Below are 18,613 nucleotides of genomic sequence, written 5' to 3'. Positions count from 1 at the left end.
TGTCAACATCTTTCTAACATTAGAGATACAAATTTTTTAAATAAATAATCTGAATCATGAGGACCAGGTCCTGCTTCTGGATGATACTGAACACTAAATATTGGCTTATTATTAACTTCCAATCCTGCAACAGTATTATCGTTAAGGTTATAGTGAGTGATTTTGACAATGTCCTTTGAGAGAGAATTAGGGTCAATAGCAAAACCATGATTCTGGCTAGTTATTTCGATTTGACTATTCTTTCCACAAGGATGATTTAGACCCCGATGTCCAAAAGGGAGTTTATAAGTAGAACCTCCTAAGGCTAATCCAAATATTTGATGACCAAGACAAATTCCGAACATTGGTATTTCTCCATATTCAATAAGTGATCTAGCTAAATCTATACCTTCAGTAACAGAAGAAGGATCTCCTGGACCGTTTGAGAAGAATATCCCATCCGGCTTATTAGATAGAACATCATTCAAAGAAGATTGAGCAGGTAAAACTAAAATTTCACAACCATGAGATACAAATCTATTTAAAATTGATTTTTTTATACCAAAATCAATTGCTACTACTTTTAATGTATTTGGCTTTTCAGAATAAATTTTTCTGACGTCAAAATCTGTTTCTGTATGATTTTGCCATAAATATTGTTGCTTTATTGAAACAACTTTTGATAAATTTAATCCCTCCATTTTTGGAGTTTCATTGATTATTTTTAAGCAACTTTCTAAAGTCCTATCTTCAGAGGTAAGAACTCCATTCATTGAGCCATTAGATCTTAAAATTTTAACAAGAGCTCTTGTATCAATTCCATAAAGACCTATGATATTTTTCTCAACTAACCATTCATTAAAATTCTTTTTAGATCTCCAATTGCTGCTATTAGATGAGAAATTTCTAACAATTATACCTTTAACATTAATATTAGATTCTGAATCTTCAAAATTAATACCAGTATTTCCAATCTCTGGATAAGTGAATGTTAATATTTGTCCATAATAGCTTGGATCAGTAATAACTTCTTGATATCCGGTCATTCCCGTATTAAAAACTATTTCACCAATGGCTGTACCAGAAGCACCAAAAAAGAATCCTGGGAATACAATTCCATTACTTAAAACCAATTTCGCATTTTTCTTATATGGATTAATCATCAATTTGAAATAAATTAAATTGTTTGTAAATAATTTTTTAAAAGTAAAAACTTTTTCCAAGGATCTCCTTGATTTATCGAAAATAAAGCTTTATTAAATCCTTCATTTAAATCATCCTCAATACCTGCGGCCCAAAGCACTAAAGCAGAATTCAAGGCAACCACATCAATATGAGATTTTTGTCCAGAACCATTTAAGACAGACTTTAATATTTCCTCGTTAGAATCAGGATCAGAAACCACAAGCTTTTCGTTAGATATATTTTCATGGTTAAAGTCTGAAATATTTATTTCTGAAAACCTTAATTCACCATTATCAACAAATACTAATTTATTTTCTCCTTGAAGCGAAGCTTCATCAAGGCCACCAGACCCATGAACGACTATTGCTCTATTCATACCCATTTTTAAAAGCGCGCTTCCCATAGGTTTTAAAAGATCCTCAGAAGCAACACCCAAAACTTGTGCATTGGGTCTTAAAGGATTTACCAATGGTCCAAGTTGATTAAATACTGTCCTTATTCCAAGAGTCTTTCTTAATGGAGCAAGTTTTATTAAAGATTTATGCCAAACAGGTGCGAACAAAAAAGTTATTCCAATTTCACTTACCGCTTTGATTACCTTTTCTAAAGAACAATTCAAATTCAAACCAAGATTCAACAAAACATCAGCAGAGCCAACTTTTCCACTAGCACTTTTATTTCCGTGTTTTGCAATTTTTACCCCACAAGATGCAGCTACAAATGCAACTGCAGTTGAAATATTGAATGTATTAGCTCCATCACCCCCTGTTCCACAAGTATCTACCATATACAAATTTGGTCTTGCTACTGGCAATTCGCAAACATTTAAGAGTTCCTCAGCCATAGAACTTAGTTCGACACCTGTAGAACTCTTTGCTCTCAAAGCACTCAAAAAAGCTCCTGTTTCAACATCTGAAATTTCATCATTAAGCCATCTTTGCATTAAAGATCTAGAAGTTAATTCATCAAGGTCTCTTCCCTCCAATAAATTATTTAGGATTTCAGCGTTTGATAGATTAGAAGACATTTATTTATAAAAGAAAAATTATGCAGAAAAATTCAATTTGAGGTATCAAAGCCTGAGCCAACTAAATCTTTATTTGTATTAGAAGGCCTGAAGCTTTTTGACCAAATGTTTTTTGTTTTTGAAAAAAGTTCATTTTTAGTGATCTTCCAAAAATTTAAAATTTTTTCAATATCGTTTTTAATTTCAATTTCTCCTGGGAAATTGGTATAACGATTTATTAATCTAGCTAAATTTATATAGTCAAGATCTTCTGGTATTTTTTTAGCAATAAGGGAATCTATAATCTTCTTGTCTGTTTCATGTAATGGATGAGTTTGATCGTTACCCATAAATAAATACTGAATCATTTATAAAATTAGCTCACATATTCAAAAATGAAACATTATCTTAATCATATGGGCAAAATAAAATGAAAAATTTAAAGATAAAAGTTATATCTAAATACCTAAGACCATACAAGAAAGAATTCTTATATGGAGCTATAGCTCTCTTATTAGTAAATATACTAAGTGTTGTAATACCCTTAGAAGTAAAAGATATAATTGACCAATTACAAAATGGGTTTTCTTCGAATTTTGTTATTTCTAAATCTTTATGGTTAATATTTTTAGCAACTTGTATGGGTTTAATAAGATTATTTTCAAGACAGATTGTCTTCGGCATAGGTAGAAAAGTAGAAGTAAATCTTCGTCAAAAACTTTTTGACCATTTACTTATTCAAGATCCAGAATGGATTCAAAAAAAAGGTAGTGGAGACATTATTAGTAGAGCTACAAGCGATGTTGAAAACATAAGAAGACTTTTAGGTTTTACAGTTTTAAGCTTGTGCAACATTGTCTTAGCTTATTCATTCACTATTCCTTCAATGTTTTCGATTAATAAAACATTAACAATATCAGCTTTAATGATATTTCCATTAATCCTTGGAATTGTAAGTCTATTTGGCGGCAGAATGGTTAAACAAAGAAAAGCTCAACAAGAATCATTATCAAAACTTAGTGAACTAATACAAGAAGATCTTTCTGGTATAAGCGCCATTAAAATTTATGCCCAAGAGAATGCTGAGAAAAAAGAATTTAACATATACAATAATGACTATCGAAATTCAGCGATAAAACTTGCAAGAACAGCGAGTACCCTATTCCCTTTGTTACAAGGGATTTCCTCAATTTCATTATTGATTTTATTATCATTAGGAACTTTTCAATTAGAGAGTGGTTTTATTTCGATAGGTGGTTTAGTAGCGTTAATTCTTTACGTAGAAAGACTTGTCTTTCCAACCGCTCTATTAGGTTTTACCTTAAATACTTTTCAACTTGGTCAAGTAAGTTTAGATCGTGTGGAAGAAATCTTTCAGAACAACCCAAAGATTGTAGATAGAGCAGAAATTAAATTTTTAAAAAGAAAGGTTAAAGGATTCTTAGAAGCAAAAAATTTAACAATAAAGTATCCAGGATCAAAATTCAATTCATTAAATAGTCTTAATTTTAAAATTTATCCTGGAGAACTTATTGCAATAGTTGGCCCAGTAGGTTGTGGCAAGACAACGCTAGCAAAATCACTTGGAAGAACAATTGAAATTCCAGATAATCAATTATTTTTAGATGAAATTGATGTAAAAACTTTAAAATTAAGTGATCTTAGAAAAAATATTTCAATCGTTCCTCAAGAAGCATTCTTATTTACTTCTACAATCTCAGAAAACCTAAGTTTTGGAGAACCCAAAGCTTCTAAATATTTAGTTAAAGAAAGCGCTATAAAAGCTGGATTAATTGATGATATCAATAGTTTTCCACAAAGGTTTAAAACTATTGTTGGCGAAAGAGGTATTACATTAAGTGGTGGACAAAGGCAAAGAACTGCACTAGGAAGAGCACTACTTGTTAATTCTCCTATTGTTGTTCTTGATGATGCTTTAGCAAGCGTAGATAATAAAACAGCCGCAAGGATAATAGATGAAATGAGTGATAGAAGTAATAAAACAATCATAATGATTAGTCACCAACTTTCTGTTGCAGCTACCTGTGATAGGGTTTTAGTAATGGATAAAGGAGAAATAGTACAAGAAGGGGCTCATAAAGATTTAGTAAAAGTGAATGGGCTATATAAACAACTTTGGGAGAGAGAAATAGCTACCAGAATTGTTAAGAGCTAAAAGTAATTTTTTTACTTATAATAAATTGATTTAAATTATGTTTAAATTCCTGAAAAACATTATGAATAATGAGGAGGTAAATTTAACTAATGATGCTTATTCATTACATAGAATATTAAAAACAGATATCAAAAAAGATCCTAATGTAGAAGAAGATGAAATAATTTTTGGATGTGGTTGTTTCTGGGGAGCTGAAAAATGTTTTTGGAAACTTCCTGGAGTTGTCACAACTTCTGTAGGTTATGCTGGAGGTAAAAAAAACAATCCAACTTATTATGAAGTGTGTTCCGGCTTAACTGGCCATTCAGAAGTTGTAAGAGTTATATGGGATAAAAGGGAAATAGATGTAAGTGATTTATTAAAAATGTTTTGGGAATGTCATGACCCTACTAAAAAAAACAGGCAAGGTAATGATATTGGAACACAATATAGATCAGCAATATATTACAAGAATGAAAATAATATTAAAACCATATTAGCCAGTAAGGAACAATATCAAACGGAATTAAGCAAAAAAAATCTTGGTTTAATTGAAACGGAAATAAAAATGATTGATTCATATTTTTATGCAGAACAATACCATCAACAATATCTTGCATCAGCTGGAAGCAGGCAGTATTGTTCCGCTTCACCTACAAAAGTAAAGTTGGGAAATTTTACTGGAAGCAACTACAAATTAGAAGACCATATATGGGAAAACTTTAATTGGAAAATTGATAAGTGTGTATTGAGATCTGATAACAATCCTATAAAGAATAACATTTAAATCAATCTAATCTTTATAGTAAAGACACGGGGCGTAGCGCAGTTTGGTAGCGCACCACTTTGGGGTAGTGGGGGTCGTGGGTTCAAATCCCGCCGTTCCGATTACTTATCGTCTTCATTTATAAGCGATTTGTATAGTTTATATGAACTTATGCCTACTGCTATGAATGTAAAAGAAGAAAAAAAAGCTAAAACTAATATAGTAAGATTTGAAACCTCAACTTCACCAAGCTGGTAAGATATAAAAACATTCATTAGACACTATTTTTTTTAAACCTTAACACAATTGAAAATTTTAGTCGCAAGAAATTATAAATTCAGAAGAATTACAACACCAAATACAACACGATATATAATAAATAATTTTAAACCATTTGAATAAAAATAATTTACTAAGATATCAATAGCAAATAATGAAGATAAAAAGGTTGTAATTAGACCAACAATTAGAGGTAAAAAGCTAAATTGAGAAAATTCATTAAAAGAAGAAATTAACTCAACAATACCAGCAAAAAAAATAGCCGGCATGCCTAAAAGAAAGGAGAATTTTAAAGCATCTCCTCTTTCCCAACCTGATAATAAAGCAGTCGAAATAGTAACACCAGATCTTGATACTCCCGGGAAAATAGCAATTGCTTGAGAAAGACCTATCAAGAGACTATCTGAATAGTTATGATTTCTTAAATTTATAGAACCTTTTTTCGATCTATCAGCAATGTACATCAAGAAAGCCATAAGGAATGAGACTAATGCTATAGACAAATTAGAACGAAGAAACTTATCAAAAAAATAAGTGAAAAATAATTTAATGGTCCCACCAAATAAGATAATTGGGATGGTGCCAATAAAAATTGACAACAATAACTTTTGATCTTTTAGATAATATAATTTTTTTTTTGAAAGTTGAGTGCTTAATTTAAAAATATCATTCTTAAAATACCAAGCTAGAGCAAAAACACTTCCAAGTTGAATAATTGCAGACAATGAGGCACCTGGATCATCAATTTCAAAAAAAAGAGATAAAACTTTTAAATGAGCAGTACTACTTACAGGTATAAATTCTGTTAAACCTTGAATCAAGCCGTATACGATAAATTTAAAATATTCCAAAATTTATATAATTTCCTGACTAATTGATAGCAATTTTAAAAAAACAATATACATTTAGTAAATATAATAAATAAAAGTAATATAAATCGATGAAAAAATCTTTTTTAGTGCTATTTATTATTTTTTCTCAATTCTTTTTTTCTGATTCTATTAGGGCTAATTATTGGTTAATAATTGGAACTTATAGACAAGGACCTGGTAGTAGGCCAGAAGTAAGTGGAATAACAAGTCCCTCGTTACACTCTATTCCTATGAAAGACTTAGATACATGTAATAATGCAGGCGAGAAAATTACAAATGAAATATTTACACCTGTTTGGCAATTTGATAGTAAATGGACTTGTGTATTTAGCGGTGATAAAAAATAAAGTTATCTTTTAACATCGTGAGCACAGCCATCACCTTTATAATTCTCACTTTCGTAAAAATCATTTTTTGTACCAAAATAAACGGTCAATAAAACGAATGGTAAGCTTAATATAAATAAAATAGTTGTTAAATCCATAATAAAATAATTGAATTAATAAGTTATAAAATAATCAAGAAATACAATGTGTAAATTAATCTCAGGATTAGTAATCTTTAGGTCCTTTGATACCAAGATAAAAGAATGCTCCTAAACCACTAAAATCAAAACTCCTGCAATAGCTGCAGAAGGAACAAATCCTCCAATCGAAAAAGAAGATAAATAATACATCACTATTTACAAAACTAGTTAGATAATATCAATAAAAAATAGGTATTTGTAATAAATTATGACTCGAAGACAATTAGAGGTGATTTATTTTAAGCAACTAAAGTCGAATCTTCATTATCGGATGAAACTCTTATTCTCTCTTCTAGTTTGGGACCATATAATTCATTCCCCCAGATTTCTACTCTTGAATCATTTGGTGCCATAAAAGTAAGAATGTCAGTTGGGAATAAAACTCTCTCTAAAAAAAAATTTGATGGACCAATACATCTCAAAACAACCATTCTACAACCTTCATTTTTGTAAGAAAACTCAACCATCTCTAAAGTGGACAATAAGTTATTTATTAAACACCATATAGATCTAAAAAAAATGTATAAAAAATTACTGAAAAAAAAGTAATTTAGAAAAAATTAAATATTTAATCCAGCCTCAACTAAATTTCTTTCTTGATCAATTAATAACAACGCATAAGAATTTATGAAGTCAAAGCTTTTACGAGGAATAGAAACACTAAGCATCCTCAAGAAATTAGATAATTTTTCCTCTTGAAGGGCATTTCCTTTCTTTAAAAACATTTCTTTCTCTTGATATGTCTTCCACTTATTCATATATTCAAAGCTCAAGGGCTTTAAATGCCAAATATTGTCTATTAAACTCCAAACATCTAAATATTCATTTAGGTTATTTTGAATCTTTAATCTATAAGAAGATTCATTTGGACTCAACTCTGCTGAATTTATGGATTGATCCATAACCTCAATAGAGGAAGGTTCTATTCCCAAAAACCATCCCTCAAGAATTAATAAATCAGGATTATCGAATCTCCAATGAGATCTATCTCCTAAGCCATTCCTTAATGATTTATCGTAAACTGGGGCTTCTAACTTACCATTTATTTTCCAATTTAATAATTTTTCATGCATTAATTTTACTGAATGACTTCCAGGAAAACCTCTTGAGACTTTCCAAGGGTTGTTCTTAATTGCTAATTTCATTTCATCAGATGGAAGATAAAAATCGTCAATTGAAATTACAGCAATTTTGAAATTTAAATTTAACGAAATTGCTTCAAGCCATTTACCTAAAGTTGTTTTGCCTGTTCCAGGGAGAGCAGAGATCCCAATTATTTTTCGATCAGATAAATTATTATGTAATTTATAGGCATGAGATAAAAGAGGTAAAGCTAAACCCCAAATCCAATCATCGTTAACTTTATTATTCCAAAATTGATCAATTGAAAGGATTTTTTTTTGATTATTCCAAAAATTGAACCAATCATCCAAGGATTCCCAACCAATATCAATAATTAATTTTTCAAATTTATCAAGTGGAAATTTAATATCTAAATCTTTCACGTATCTAAATTAGTTCTAGCTTATTTATTAATTTATTGATTTCATTTTTCCAACCATATCCATTTGGTTCAGAAGCCAAAGTGAATTCCAATTCTTTTAATTGATCAAGTAAATTTAAGTTAGGTCCATTTATTCCTGGTATAACAATTCTAATGTCTGAATTTAGAAGTAAAGGCAAATCATTGGGAGAATCACCCAAACCTATAATTTGAATATTTTGGATATTTGAATATTTTTTAAGAGCATTTATTGCTTTTCCTTTATTGGAATTTATGGATAATAAGTGACTCATTCTATTTCCTTTAAAAATATCTACTTTGAACTTTTTACAACAGATTTTAATTCTCTCTTCTAAAAAACTAGGCGGATTTAAGAAAGGCATACTCCAATGTCTATCTCTCATTAAAGTTAATGAATTTCCTTTTAATCCAGTTAAGTCAGTAGCTTCTTGATCAGTAAGATTATTAAGAGGAATTAATTTATAATCAATTTCTTTAGAAATTGCATTTAAGATTTCTTCAAGAGTCTCGTACTTTTTTCCAAGAATAATTTTTCCATTAACCTTCTTGAGAGATTCACCATAAATTGCTGCACCATTCTCAACAATGTAAGGATCCGTTAAGTTTAGTTCCTTTCTAATAACTTTTACTTCAGAGGCTGTTTTGCTTGTACAAAGAATTACAGGTATGGATATTTTTTGTAGTATTTTTATTGTTTCCTTAGCAGGAGTTAAATCATATGAGTGATCCATTAAAGTACCATCTACATCACTAACAACCCATATAGAAGAATTTTCAATCATTTTATAAAGAACCAAGCCAAATAACTTGAAAAGGTTCAAGACTAATATTTTTCCAATTGTATTTAGTAGATTCTAAGTAGTCTTGCATATTAGATACATTATCTAATATTTGTGGAAGATCATTATCATTCAATTGATAGTTAATCTTATTTTCTGTCATATTGTGAATAGCAAAAATAGATTTTCGGCCTTTACCTCTTTTTATTACTACAATATCGCTTCTATCCTTAGACAAACATTTCATTTCTGAACAAGGGTTAAATTGCTTTAATTCTGATCTTACATCCATAGCATTACGAAGATATTTTAAGTTTTTATTAGCATTTGATTCAGGATTATTTAAAACAGATAAAAGATTATCTGATTTAAACTTTTCTCTATTTAGGTCTCTTCTTTGACCTGTCATAGAGAAATTTTTGATATCATTCTCGGAAGCAAGTAATGCTGGCAAATAAAAAGCAGGAACACCCTTTAGAGCCATAACTAATAATTGAGTTAAGATAAATCTCTCAAATTGGTATCGATTAGAATCTCTACTCGAGTCTTCCATTGCACTCCACCAACTAATATTCAATTCATATGGTTTATCATCCCCATTAGATAAACGTCTATGACTTACTAGTCCTCCTCTTTTTTCACAATTAATCAGTAAGTCTTTAATTCTCTTCTCATTCATTAAACCCTCAAGAGCTCTTAACCCAACACCATCATGAGATGCAGTGAAATTAAAAAGAGTAGTATTATTCGGTAATTCTGGCCAATTAAAAATCCATGAGTTTAGGATATCAGCTCTTGAAGTGATAATTGCCTCAAGGAGAAGAGGAGGCAATGGGAAATTATATGCCATATGGGCTTCATCTTCTGGAATAAGATAAGACAAATTTTCCTTTTGTGGAACATTGGTTTCTGTTATTAAAACTCCATTTTCATAAAGATTATTTAAAAGAACTCTTAAAATTTTCACAATCGAATGTGCTTTTGGTAAATGTAAACAAGTTGTCCCTGATTCCTTCCAAATAAAACCTACAGCATCGAGTCTGAACCATTTAATTCCATTAGATAAATAAGTAATAATTAAATTTAAGAACTCAATAGTCATTTTGGGATTATGCCAATTCAAATCAATTTGATCTGGACCAAAAGTTGTCCAAACTTGTTTAGGACCATCTTCGGTATTTATTTGACTAAACAAAGATGAACTTCTTGGCCTAACTACATTTGACCAGTCAAGATTTGCCTGAGGTGAAAAAACATTTGATATGCCTGGTTCTTGGGATTTAATAAATTGTTGAACCCATGGGTGAGATGATGAAATATGGTTAAGTACCAAATCAGCCATTAAATCATGATTTTTTGAAATACTTTTAAGATCATCCCAACTACCAAATTTTTCTTCTAGGGATTCATAACTAGAAACAGCAAAACCTCCATCACTTGTAGATTTAAGAAAAGGAAGAATATGTACAACCTTAGAAAGGCTCCCGAAGTAATTGCTCAATAAGTTTCGAAGAGTAATTAATGTTGCCTCACCATTTTTATAAATGCTATCTGCATAAGTTATTAAAACTGAATGAGATTCATCCCATATTTTTTTATTACTTATTTCTTCATAAGCAGATTTCTCTGAGAAATCATCTAAAATCTGTAATAATTGATTTGAAATACAATTAATTTCTTCTGTAGTATTATCTGAATAAATTGTTTCCAACAATTTATAAATTTTTAATCTATCTAATTTTTTCTCTGATTCAATTTGCTTCACTTTGAAAAAATCATCGAAGTATTAACACTATTCTGCACATCAATTAGAAAATGGACTTTCAACAAGGGTTAATCACAACAATACATGAATATGGTGTAACTAATGATTTACTTAAAGAATTAAACAAAAGTCTTAAAAAAAGAACAACAAGTATATTAATTCCATGCTTATATGAAGAATTTGAACGTCCAGCATTAAAAGATATAAGAGAAGTATTAAAAAACCTGACAGGATTAAATGAATTAGTTATTGCGCTCTCTGCAAAAACTGTTGAACAAGTTAAAGCAGCAAAATCATTCTTTAACTCAATGCCATTTCCCGTTCACGTGCAATGGACTAATTCTCCCTCTGTAATAGAGCTGTTAAAAAACCAAGAAAAAAATGGGTTGGAACTGTTAGGAACTCCTGGTAAAGGATGGGCTGTCTGGCAGGGCATAGGTGTTGCAACTAGAAAATCAGATGTTGTAGCCCTTTTTGATGCTGATATAAGAACTTTTAGTCCTTTATATCCTTCAAGAATGATTCTTCCGCTTCTAGATGAATCTTATGGAATATCTTATGTAAAAGCTTTTTACAGTAGATTATCTTTAGAAACAAACCAATTACAAGGTAGAGCAACAAGATTATTTGTTGGCCCTTTTTTAGCAAGTCTAGAGCAGCTGGTTGGGAAAGGCCCTTTTTTACAATATCTTCAATCATTTAGATATCCATTAGCAGGAGAATTTGCTTTCACAAAAGACCTTGCTATGAATTTGAGGATACCTTGTGACTGGGGTTTAGAAATAGGATTATTATCAGAAGTTTATAGAAACGTAAGAACTTCAAAAATAGCCCAAGTGGACTTAGGTTTGTTTGATCATAAACATAAGAATATTGGAGATTCATCCCGAGAGGGACTTCAAAAAATGTGTACTGAAATCCTTTCAAGTGTTTTGAGAGGTCTAATGGAGCATCAAGCAGAGACATTAACTAGTACTCAACTTGCAACCTTAGAAGTTCTTTATAAAAGAGTTGGAGAAGACCGGGTAAAACAATTTGGTTTAGATTCAGCAGTTAATCAACTTCCATACGATAGACATGAAGAAGAGCTATCAGTACAAAAATTTGCAAAACTATTGAGACCGGCTACTGAAGATTACTTAGCTTGCCCTACTACACAGCAGTTACCAAGTTGGTCAAGAGTTCTATCTTGTGAAAACAAACTGCAAGAAGATTTGGCTATTGCTGGGTCACAAGACATAAAGACAACAGAAAAAGAATTAATTAAAAACTTCTAAAGTAAAAAGTACCTTTGAGCCATTGGGACTTCATCAAGAGGTTCACAAGTAAGAAGTTCCCCATCAGAAAAAACTTCATAAGTTTGAGGATCAACTGAAATATTTGGCAGTTTACTATTAAGTTTTAAGTGTGATTTATTGATATTTCTGGTATTTTCTACGGCAATACACTTCTTTTGTAAGCCTAATTTATTTGGAATATTTTGATCAATTGAATTTTTACTTAAAAAGGTAAAAGAACTCTTAATTAGAGATTGGCCAAAACTTGCAAACATAGGGCGACCATGAACAGGACCTGGAGTAGGAATTGAAGCGTTTGCATCACCCATTTGGGACCAAACTATAGATCCTCCTTTAACAACTAATTCAGGCTTTACACCAAAAAAGGAAGGTTTCCACAATACCAAATCCGCAATTTTACCCTTTTCTATAGATCCAACATGTTTATCAATACCATGAGCTATTGCAGGATTAATTGTGACTTTAGAAATATATCTCTTTACTCTATGATTATCGTTTCTATCAGAATCCTGCGATAGCGGCCCCCTTTGGACCTTCATTTTATGAGCGGTTTGAAAAGTTCTTGTAATTACTTCACCAACTCTTCCCATAGCTTGAGAATCACTGGCAATAATTGAAAAGGCACCTATATCATGCAAAATATCTTCAGCTGCAATAGTCTCTCTTCTGATCCTTGATTCAGCAAATGCAATATCCTCTGGGATTTTAGAATCTAAATGATGACAAACCATTAACATGTCAAGATGTTCTTCTAATGTGTTCCTTGTATAGGGTCTTGTTGGATTAGTACTACTTGGAAGAACGTTTTTTTCTCCACAAATTTTTATGATGTCTGGAGCATGACCTCCACCTGCTCCTTCGGTATGAAAAGTATGAATAGTTCTTCCTGCAATAGCGTTGATGGTATCTTCAACGAAGCCTGCCTCATTCAAAGTATCTGTATGAATACATACTTGTACGTCAAACTTATCTGCAACATTAAGACAAGAATTTATTGTAGAGGGAGTCGTTCCCCAATCCTCATGAAGCTTCAATCCACATGCACCAGCTTCAACCTGATCAATAAGATTGCTCTCGTTTGTTGAGTTTCCTTTTCCAAAAAAACCTAAATTCATGGGAAATGCTTCTGCAGATTGAAGCATTCTTGAAATATGAAAAGAACCCGGAGTACAAGTAGTGGCATTTGTTCCAGTAGCAGGTCCAGTTCCTCCTCCCAACATGGTTGTAATTCCGGAGGCTAGTGCTGTCTCAATTTGTTGGGGACAGATAAAGTGAATGTGGGTATCTATTGAACCTGCAGTAAGAATATGGCCTTCTCCAGCTATTACTTCTGTTGATGCACCAATAACAATATCGACATTATCCTGGATATCAGGATTACCAGCCTTACCAATTTCAAAAATCATTCCATCTTTTATACCGACATCAGCCTTAATTATTCCCCACCAATCTACGATCAAAGCATTAGTTATTACGGTATCTACTGCTCCATCAGCTCTTCTTACTTGAGACTGTCCCATCCCATCTCGAATAACTTTACCTCCACCGAATTTAACTTCATCTCCGTATGTAGTTAAATCCTTTTCTACTTCTATAAAAAGTTCAGTATCAGCAAGCCTTACTCTATCTCCGATAGTGGGTCCGTAAGTTTGCGCATAAGTTTTTCTATTAATTCGATAAGACATAATTTTAAGTTTCTAAAGAACCATTAACCAATGAATTAAAACCATGTGCAATTCTTAAACCTGTATATGGAACTAATTTGACATCAGTTGTATCCCCAGGTTCAAATCTAATTGCTGTTCCTGCAGGAATGTCAAGACGCATACCAAGTGTTAATTCTCGATCAAAAATTAAAGCCTTATTAGCTTCAAAAAAATGATAATGAGATCCAATTTGTACAGGTCTATCTCCAGAATTAGAAACTTTTACTGTTTTAACTTCCTTACCAAGATTTAATTCGATTTCCCCTTGTTCAGGAATTATTTCGCCAGGAATTAGATTACTCATAATTAGTTAATCGGATTGTGAATAGTAACTAACTTTGTCCCATCAGGGAAAACTGCTTCTATTTGAACTTCATCAACCATTTCAGGAATGCCCTCCATAACTTGTGATTTTGAAAGCCAGGTAGTTCCCTCTGACATTAATTGACTTACACTTTTTCCATCTCGAGCTCCTTCAAGAACTTGAAAACTCAAAAAAGCAATTGTTTCAGGATAATTAAGCTTAAGACCTCGACTAAGCCTTCTTTCAGCTAAGAGCGCAGCAGAAAAAATCAATAATTTATCCTTTTCTTGAGGTGAAAGATGCATAATAAAAAATTAATCTATAAATTCTTAAAAAAGGTTCTTTCTGAACATAATTAATAATTCATAGAATCTTGTAAAGGCCATACACCTTGATATTTTGGCTCACAAAATCCACAAACAGACCTAATTTGTTTCCAAATACAAAAAAAACATTTCCTAGCTTCTTGAGAAGAACTCCCTAGGAATCGTACAGAGATACCATTTTCAAGGATTCCTATAGATAAATTATTATCAGTTTCATTGAAAATCTTTTTTATATTTCCTACAAGATTATTTATTTTTGGTTTGGAAAAATCTTTTTTGCAAATCCAAATTAAGGATCCAAAAACAGGCATGTAATCCATACCTGACTTGGAAACATAACTTGCCTTAGATAATTCAATTTGATCAACATATTCCCAATCATCATGTAAATCATTATTTCTCATAATTTCTAATTTAGACCTAAAAACTCCACTCTCAATAGATTCTCCGGAAGAAGATCTTCCAAGTCTTATTAAATCAGTAAATAAAAAACTTGAAGTTTCTGAAATAGATACTTTAAACTTTTGCTCATATAAACCATTTGCAAAGATAATTGTTTCTTGGGGGAGATATTCCAAATGAGAATTATCAAGAATCTTTATGAGAGTTTTCTGCTTTGAAAAAGTTCCTTTTGGATTAATTTTTGATATCCCAACTGATCCATATACTTTCTGAGCCGAGGAAGTAGTCAACAATACCTTAGAGTTTTTTTCAAGATTCACCTCAAACTCAAGTAAATCGCCACCAACCAATCCCCCAGCAGTATGAAGAACAGGTAAGATGCATCTGCCCTCCTGATCATGAGTTGACTTTAATAACTTGTAAGGAGAAGTTGATTTAGATTTAAAGATTGTTTTATCAACATTTCCTAAACTTGCTTTATTATTAAAAAAATTTAAGAAACAATTACCTTCCCAAGAAGTTTTAATCATAAATTGTTTTCTTTAATTACTAAATTAAAGTAACCAAAAATTTTGATTATGAGAATGAATAAACAATTAGTTGTAACTGATTGGATTAAGGAAAAACCTCGACTAGGTTCATTTTTAAAACTTTCTCTAAGTTCAGATGAAAGAAGAATCTTACGAGGTAAAAGATTAACTGATTGTGATCAAGAAATAATTTTACAATTACCTAGAGAGGGCAAATTAAATGATGGAGATATTCTTTCAACTAATGAGTCAAATTTTTATGTAGAGATAATTGCCAAAACAGAAAATTTAATTGAAATAACTTCAAAATCTAAAATTGAACTTATTAAAACTGCTTATCATCTAGGAAATAGGCATGTAGAAGTAGAAATTGAAGAAGATATTCTTCTAACAAAAGGTGATTACTTAATTGAAAATATGCTTAAAAATTTTAATGTTGATATCGTAAATACCCAGAAAAAATTTTTTCCGGAAAGAGGTGCCCATAGTCATGATTAAAAGTCACTTATTAAAATATTTATTAATAAGCCCTAACTTACCAGTTGGAGGATTTTGTTATTCGGAGGGATTGGAGAGTTATCTTAATAATAAGAATTTAAAAGACTCAAATTCGGTAAAAGAATTAATCATAAGTGAACTAAAAATTGGCCAAATTAGATTAGATGCGAGACTCTTATCAGATTTTTTTGATATTTTCAATGAGTTAAACTACGGAAAAAATTTAAAAAGTAATTTGCAAAAGCTATTGAGTTTGGATAAATGGATACTCTCATCAAAAGACTCTGTCGAAATGAGAGAACAACAAACTCAAATGGCAAAATCTCTATTTGATTTAAATAAAGAATTTGGATTTGAATATCCATATAAAAAAAATAAAAAAAACTCCTGGCCATTAGCTTGGAGTTGGGCTTGTTATTGTTTTGAAATTACGAAGTTAGAAATGGTTGAAAATTTTTTCTACGCGTGGAGTGCAAACCAACTTAGTGCGGTATTAAGGATTATTCCTATTGGTTCTACAAAAGCACAATTAATTCAGAGAGATTTATTAGCAATAATTTCAAAAGTTTCTAAAGAAATTATGGACAAAGAAATTGATGACATCTATTTTGGCAATATAGGTTTAGCTATGGCACAACAAAATCATAATGACCTTTATACAAAACTTTTTAGAAATTAATTTATGAGCAGCAAATTGAGAGTAGGAGTTGCTGGGCCTGTAGGTTCAGGAAAAACTGCATTAGTAGAGACTCTATGCTTAAGCCTGAAACAAAATTATGAGATAGCAGTTGTCACCAATGATATTTATACCAAAGAAGATGCTAACTTTCTAATAAATAAAAAAGTTTTAGAGGAAGGAAGGATTATTGGTGTAGAAACAGGAGGTTGTCCTCATACAGCGATAAGAGAGGATTGTTCCTTAAATAAAAATGCAGTTTTAGATTTAGAAAATAAATATAATCCTTTAGATTTTGTTTTTGTAGAAAGTGGAGGTGATAATTTGGCATCTAGTTTTAGTCCAGAACTTGTAGATTTATCAATATATGTGATTGATGTATCTGCGGGAGACAAAATCCCTAGAAAAGGAGGACCAGGGATAACAAGGTCAGATTTATTATTAATAAACAAAATTGACTTAGCAGATATGGTTGGTGCAGATTTAAATATTATGAAAAGTGATACTGAATTCATGAGGAAAGGGAAACCTTGGTTTTTTACCAACCTAAGTAGAGACATAGGAGTTGAAGAAATAACTCAATTTTTAGAATCACATATACCCAACAATCAAAACTAGAAACATGTTCTTTGTTAATATATTGGATTCAACAAAAAGTTACGACAGATACAAAACTTATCCTCACTCGTTAATAACTTTTACTTTATCCCCCTAATGAGGGTCAATTACCTAAATCAACCTAATTCATGAGAATTTCAAGGCGTATTTTGGCAGGATTAGCTACTGCCTCACTTGCGGTCACAGCAACTTCATGTGGTGGAGGTGGAACCTCCGGAAGTTTCGATGACACAGTAACCGTTGGTATTTTGCATTCGTTATCTGGAACAATGGCCATTTCTGAATCAACCCTTGTTGATACAGAAAAAATGGCTATTGAAGAGATAAACGCTGCTGGTGGTGTAACAGTTGGTGGCAAAAGCTACAAAATAGAGTACATAGTAGAAGATGGTGCATCTGACTGGCCTACTTTTGCTGAGAAATCTAAAAAACTAATTGACCAAGACGGAGTTCCTGTCGTATTTGGTGGTTGGACATCTGCAAGTAGAAAGGCAATGTTACCAGTCTACGAATCAAAAGATGCCTTCCTCTACTACCCGATTCAATATGAAGCCCAAGAATGTTCTAACAACATTTTCTATACAGGAGCTACACCAAACCAACAATCAGAACCAGCTACAGATTTCATGTATAAGCGTTCACCCGCAGCAGGTGGAGATTTCTTCCTTGTAGGTTCTGATTATGTTTTCCCAAGAACTTCCAACACAATTACAAAAGCTCAAGTAAAACAATTAGGAGGTAAAGTTGTTGGGGAAGATTACCTTCCATTAGGAAATACTGAAGTTGCTCCAATTATCTCAAAAATCAAAAAAGCTTTACCTGAAGGTGGAATAATCATTAATACACTGAATGGTGACCAAAACGTTGCATTCTTCAAACAGATTCAAGACGCAGGTATCACTCCTTCAAGTGGCTACTATGTAATGAACTATTCGATTGCTGAAGAAGAGATTAGTACAATTGGTCCTGAGTTCCTTGAAGGTCACTACGGTGCATGGAACTACATGATGTCAATTGATACTCCTGCATCTAAGAAATTTGCTAAAAGTTTTAAGAAAAGATGGGGATCTGATCGTGTTGTAGCTGATCCTCAAGAATCTGCTTATAACATGGTTTATTTATGGAAACAGGCAGTTGAAGATGCTGGGACATTCGACGACAACGCAGTAAGAGAAGCCCTAGTTGGACAAACTTTTGATGCCCCACAAGGTCCTGTTGAGGTTATGCCTAATCACCACTTATCTCAAACAGTAAGAATTGGACAGATTAATGCAGAGGGTGGATTTACAATTCTTGAAGAGACAGGAGTTGTTCTTCCTCAAGCATGGAACCAAAAACATCCAAGTTCAAAAGGATTTGCATGCGACTGGACAGATCCTTCAAAAGGTGAAAAGTATAAGCTTTAATTTAATTAGAAC

The 18,613-nt window shown here is 31.7% G+C and carries 21 protein-coding genes and 1 tRNA gene; 9 read left to right on the top strand and 13 right to left on the bottom strand.

Going from position 1 to position 18,613, the window contains the following annotated elements; genetic code table 11:
- Positions 1 to 2 precede the first annotated feature (2 nt).
- From carA to EU96_RS06780, 3 genes are read right to left on the bottom strand one after another with little or no spacing between them, the layout of a single operon-like run.
- The gene (carA, locus tag EU96_RS06770) at positions 3 to 1,142 is read right to left on the bottom strand and encodes a glutamine-hydrolyzing carbamoyl-phosphate synthase small subunit (protein WP_032526236.1); all 1,140 of its coding nucleotides are present in this window, start codon (positions 1,140 to 1,142) and stop codon (positions 3 to 5) included.
- Positions 1,143 to 1,156: 14 nt separating this feature from the next.
- Positions 1,157 to 2,191, bottom strand: a complete 1,035-nt coding sequence (gene trpD / locus EU96_RS06775) for an anthranilate phosphoribosyltransferase (RefSeq protein WP_032526123.1) — start codon at positions 2,189 to 2,191, stop codon at positions 1,157 to 1,159.
- A 32-nt stretch (positions 2,192 to 2,223) separates the two neighbouring features.
- A complete protein-coding gene (locus tag EU96_RS06780; protein WP_032526235.1) occupies positions 2,224 to 2,520 on the bottom strand; it encodes a DUF3288 family protein in 297 nt (98 codons plus the stop codon).
- Between the two features lie 80 nt (positions 2,521 to 2,600).
- On the opposite strand from EU96_RS06780, the gene EU96_RS06785 reads away from it, so the two are divergent.
- The 3 genes from EU96_RS06785 (at position 2,601) to EU96_RS06795 (ending at position 5,213) form a co-directional block, all read left to right on the top strand.
- Positions 2,601 to 4,346 carry an ABC transporter ATP-binding protein gene (locus tag EU96_RS06785; RefSeq protein WP_032526122.1) on the top strand — a complete coding sequence of 582 codons (1,746 nt, stop codon included), beginning with the start codon at positions 2,601 to 2,603 and terminating at the stop codon, positions 4,344 to 4,346.
- A 37-nt stretch (positions 4,347 to 4,383) separates the two neighbouring features.
- Entirely contained in the window at positions 4,384 to 5,112 is a 729-nt protein-coding gene (msrA, locus tag EU96_RS06790; protein ID WP_032526121.1) for a peptide-methionine (S)-S-oxide reductase MsrA, read from the top strand.
- A gap of 27 nt (positions 5,113 to 5,139) precedes the next feature.
- Positions 5,140 to 5,213: transfer RNA gene (locus EU96_RS06795), tRNA-Pro, on the top strand.
- On the opposite strand, the gene EU96_RS10195 is transcribed toward EU96_RS06795, so the two are convergent.
- Positions 5,214 to 5,366 carry a hypothetical protein gene (locus EU96_RS10195; protein WP_193741304.1) on the bottom strand — a complete coding sequence of 51 codons (153 nt, stop codon included), beginning with the start codon at positions 5,364 to 5,366 and terminating at the stop codon, positions 5,214 to 5,216.
- Between the two features lie 54 nt (positions 5,367 to 5,420).
- Positions 5,421 to 6,221, bottom strand: a complete 801-nt coding sequence (locus EU96_RS06800) for an undecaprenyl-diphosphate phosphatase (protein WP_032526120.1) — start codon at positions 6,219 to 6,221, stop codon at positions 5,421 to 5,423.
- A gap of 89 nt (positions 6,222 to 6,310) precedes the next feature.
- On the opposite strand from EU96_RS06800, the gene EU96_RS06805 reads away from it, so the two are divergent.
- Positions 6,311 to 6,589 (top strand): hypothetical protein, encoded by a 279-nt coding sequence (locus EU96_RS06805; RefSeq protein WP_032526119.1) that lies wholly within the window; start codon positions 6,311 to 6,313, stop codon positions 6,587 to 6,589.
- Positions 6,590 to 7,007: 418 nt separating this feature from the next.
- Here EU96_RS06805 and EU96_RS06810 read toward each other — a convergent pair whose 3' ends face one another.
- From EU96_RS06810 to EU96_RS06825, 4 genes are all read right to left on the bottom strand, one after another.
- Positions 7,008 to 7,235 (bottom strand): DUF1830 domain-containing protein, encoded by a 228-nt coding sequence (locus EU96_RS06810; protein ID WP_032526118.1) that lies wholly within the window; start codon positions 7,233 to 7,235, stop codon positions 7,008 to 7,010.
- A 93-nt stretch (positions 7,236 to 7,328) separates the two neighbouring features.
- On the bottom strand, positions 7,329 to 8,273 hold the full coding sequence (locus tag EU96_RS06815; protein ID WP_032526117.1) for a kinase: 945 nt from the start codon (positions 8,271 to 8,273) through the stop codon (positions 7,329 to 7,331).
- Between the two features lie 4 nt (positions 8,274 to 8,277).
- Positions 8,278 to 9,075, bottom strand: coding sequence for a mannosyl-3-phosphoglycerate phosphatase-related protein YedP (gene yedP / locus EU96_RS06820; RefSeq protein ID WP_032526234.1), 798 nt, complete (start codon positions 9,073 to 9,075; stop codon positions 8,278 to 8,280).
- Position 9,076: 1 nt separating this feature from the next.
- A complete protein-coding gene (locus tag EU96_RS06825; protein WP_032526116.1) occupies positions 9,077 to 10,837 on the bottom strand; it encodes a sugar phosphorylase in 1,761 nt (586 codons plus the stop codon).
- Between the two features lie 50 nt (positions 10,838 to 10,887).
- On the opposite strand from EU96_RS06825, the gene EU96_RS06830 reads away from it, so the two are divergent.
- A complete protein-coding gene (locus EU96_RS06830; RefSeq protein WP_032526115.1) occupies positions 10,888 to 12,114 on the top strand; it encodes a glycosyl transferase in 1,227 nt (408 codons plus the stop codon).
- Here EU96_RS06830 and ureC read toward each other — a convergent pair.
- The 4 genes from ureC to EU96_RS06850 are packed head-to-tail and all read right to left on the bottom strand — an operon-like array spanning position 12,111 to position 15,403.
- Positions 12,111 to 13,820 (bottom strand): urease subunit alpha, encoded by a 1,710-nt coding sequence (gene ureC, locus EU96_RS06835; protein WP_032526114.1) that lies wholly within the window; start codon positions 13,818 to 13,820, stop codon positions 12,111 to 12,113. The two genes, EU96_RS06830 and ureC, sit on opposite strands and share 4 nt — an antisense overlap.
- A gap of 4 nt (positions 13,821 to 13,824) precedes the next feature.
- Positions 13,825 to 14,145, bottom strand: coding sequence for an urease subunit beta (locus EU96_RS06840; protein WP_032526113.1), 321 nt, complete (start codon positions 14,143 to 14,145; stop codon positions 13,825 to 13,827).
- Positions 14,146 to 14,147: 2 nt separating this feature from the next.
- Positions 14,148 to 14,450, bottom strand: a complete 303-nt coding sequence (locus tag EU96_RS06845; protein WP_011818334.1) for an urease subunit gamma — start codon at positions 14,448 to 14,450, stop codon at positions 14,148 to 14,150.
- Positions 14,451 to 14,500: 50 nt separating this feature from the next.
- On the bottom strand, positions 14,501 to 15,403 hold the full coding sequence (locus EU96_RS06850) for an urease accessory protein UreD (protein ID WP_032526111.1): 903 nt from the start codon (positions 15,401 to 15,403) through the stop codon (positions 14,501 to 14,503).
- Between the two features lie 48 nt (positions 15,404 to 15,451).
- Here EU96_RS06850 and ureE point away from each other — a divergent pair, with 48 nt between their 5' ends.
- From ureE to urtA, 4 genes are all read left to right on the top strand, one after another.
- Positions 15,452 to 15,901, top strand: coding sequence for an urease accessory protein UreE (ureE, locus tag EU96_RS06855; RefSeq protein ID WP_032526110.1), 450 nt, complete (start codon positions 15,452 to 15,454; stop codon positions 15,899 to 15,901).
- Positions 15,894 to 16,580 (top strand): urease accessory protein UreF, encoded by a 687-nt coding sequence (locus EU96_RS06860; RefSeq protein WP_032526108.1) that lies wholly within the window; start codon positions 15,894 to 15,896, stop codon positions 16,578 to 16,580. Before ureE ends, EU96_RS06860 begins: the two co-directional genes overlap by 8 nt.
- Positions 16,581 to 16,583: 3 nt before the next feature.
- A complete protein-coding gene (gene ureG, locus EU96_RS06865; protein ID WP_032526107.1) occupies positions 16,584 to 17,195 on the top strand; it encodes an urease accessory protein UreG in 612 nt (203 codons plus the stop codon).
- A 128-nt stretch (positions 17,196 to 17,323) separates the two neighbouring features.
- A complete protein-coding gene (gene urtA / locus EU96_RS06870; protein WP_032526106.1) occupies positions 17,324 to 18,601 on the top strand; it encodes an urea ABC transporter substrate-binding protein in 1,278 nt (425 codons plus the stop codon).
- The last annotated feature ends 12 nt before the right edge of the window (positions 18,602 to 18,613 follow it).

Source organism: Prochlorococcus marinus str. MIT 9302 (assembly GCF_000759975.1).
Classification (GTDB): domain Bacteria; phylum Cyanobacteriota; class Cyanobacteriia; order PCC-6307; family Cyanobiaceae; genus Prochlorococcus_A; species Prochlorococcus_A marinus_M.
Note: the sequence above shows the minus strand (reverse complement) of the source record. Positions and strands in the feature narration are given on the sequence as shown.

Excerpts from the sequence above, each read along its gene's own strand:
- carA (WP_032526236.1), bottom strand. The coding sequence starts at position 1,142 with ATGATTAATCCATATAAGAAAAATGCGAAATTGGTTTTAAGTAATGGA.
- trpD (WP_032526123.1), bottom strand. The coding sequence starts at position 2,191 with ATGTCTTCTAATCTATCAAACGCTGAAATCCTAAATAATTTATTGGAG.
- EU96_RS06780 (WP_032526235.1), bottom strand. The coding sequence starts at position 2,520 with ATGGGTAACGATCAAACTCATCCATTACATGAAACAGACAAGAAGATT.
- EU96_RS06785 (WP_032526122.1), top strand. The coding sequence starts at position 2,601 with ATGAAAAATTTAAAGATAAAAGTTATATCTAAATACCTAAGACCATAC.
- msrA (WP_032526121.1), top strand. The coding sequence starts at position 4,384 with ATGTTTAAATTCCTGAAAAACATTATGAATAATGAGGAGGTAAATTTA.
- EU96_RS10195 (WP_193741304.1), bottom strand. The coding sequence starts at position 5,366 with ATGAATGTTTTTATATCTTACCAGCTTGGTGAAGTTGAGGTTTCAAAT.
- EU96_RS06805 (WP_032526119.1), top strand. The coding sequence starts at position 6,311 with ATGAAAAAATCTTTTTTAGTGCTATTTATTATTTTTTCTCAATTCTTT.
- EU96_RS06810 (WP_032526118.1), bottom strand. The coding sequence starts at position 7,235 with ATGGTTGAGTTTTCTTACAAAAATGAAGGTTGTAGAATGGTTGTTTTG.
- yedP (WP_032526234.1), bottom strand. The coding sequence starts at position 9,075 with ATGATTGAAAATTCTTCTATATGGGTTGTTAGTGATGTAGATGGTACT.
- EU96_RS06830 (WP_032526115.1), top strand. The coding sequence starts at position 10,888 with ATGGACTTTCAACAAGGGTTAATCACAACAATACATGAATATGGTGTA.
- ureC (WP_032526114.1), bottom strand. The coding sequence starts at position 13,820 with ATGTCTTATCGAATTAATAGAAAAACTTATGCGCAAACTTACGGACCC.
- EU96_RS06840 (WP_032526113.1), bottom strand. The coding sequence starts at position 14,145 with ATGAGTAATCTAATTCCTGGCGAAATAATTCCTGAACAAGGGGAAATC.
- EU96_RS06845 (WP_011818334.1), bottom strand. The coding sequence starts at position 14,450 with ATGCATCTTTCACCTCAAGAAAAGGATAAATTATTGATTTTTTCTGCT.
- EU96_RS06850 (WP_032526111.1), bottom strand. The coding sequence starts at position 15,403 with ATGATTAAAACTTCTTGGGAAGGTAATTGTTTCTTAAATTTTTTTAAT.
- ureE (WP_032526110.1), top strand. The coding sequence starts at position 15,452 with ATGAGAATGAATAAACAATTAGTTGTAACTGATTGGATTAAGGAAAAA.
- EU96_RS06860 (WP_032526108.1), top strand. The coding sequence starts at position 15,894 with ATGATTAAAAGTCACTTATTAAAATATTTATTAATAAGCCCTAACTTA.
- ureG (WP_032526107.1), top strand. The coding sequence starts at position 16,584 with ATGAGCAGCAAATTGAGAGTAGGAGTTGCTGGGCCTGTAGGTTCAGGA.
- urtA (WP_032526106.1), top strand. The coding sequence starts at position 17,324 with ATGAGAATTTCAAGGCGTATTTTGGCAGGATTAGCTACTGCCTCACTT.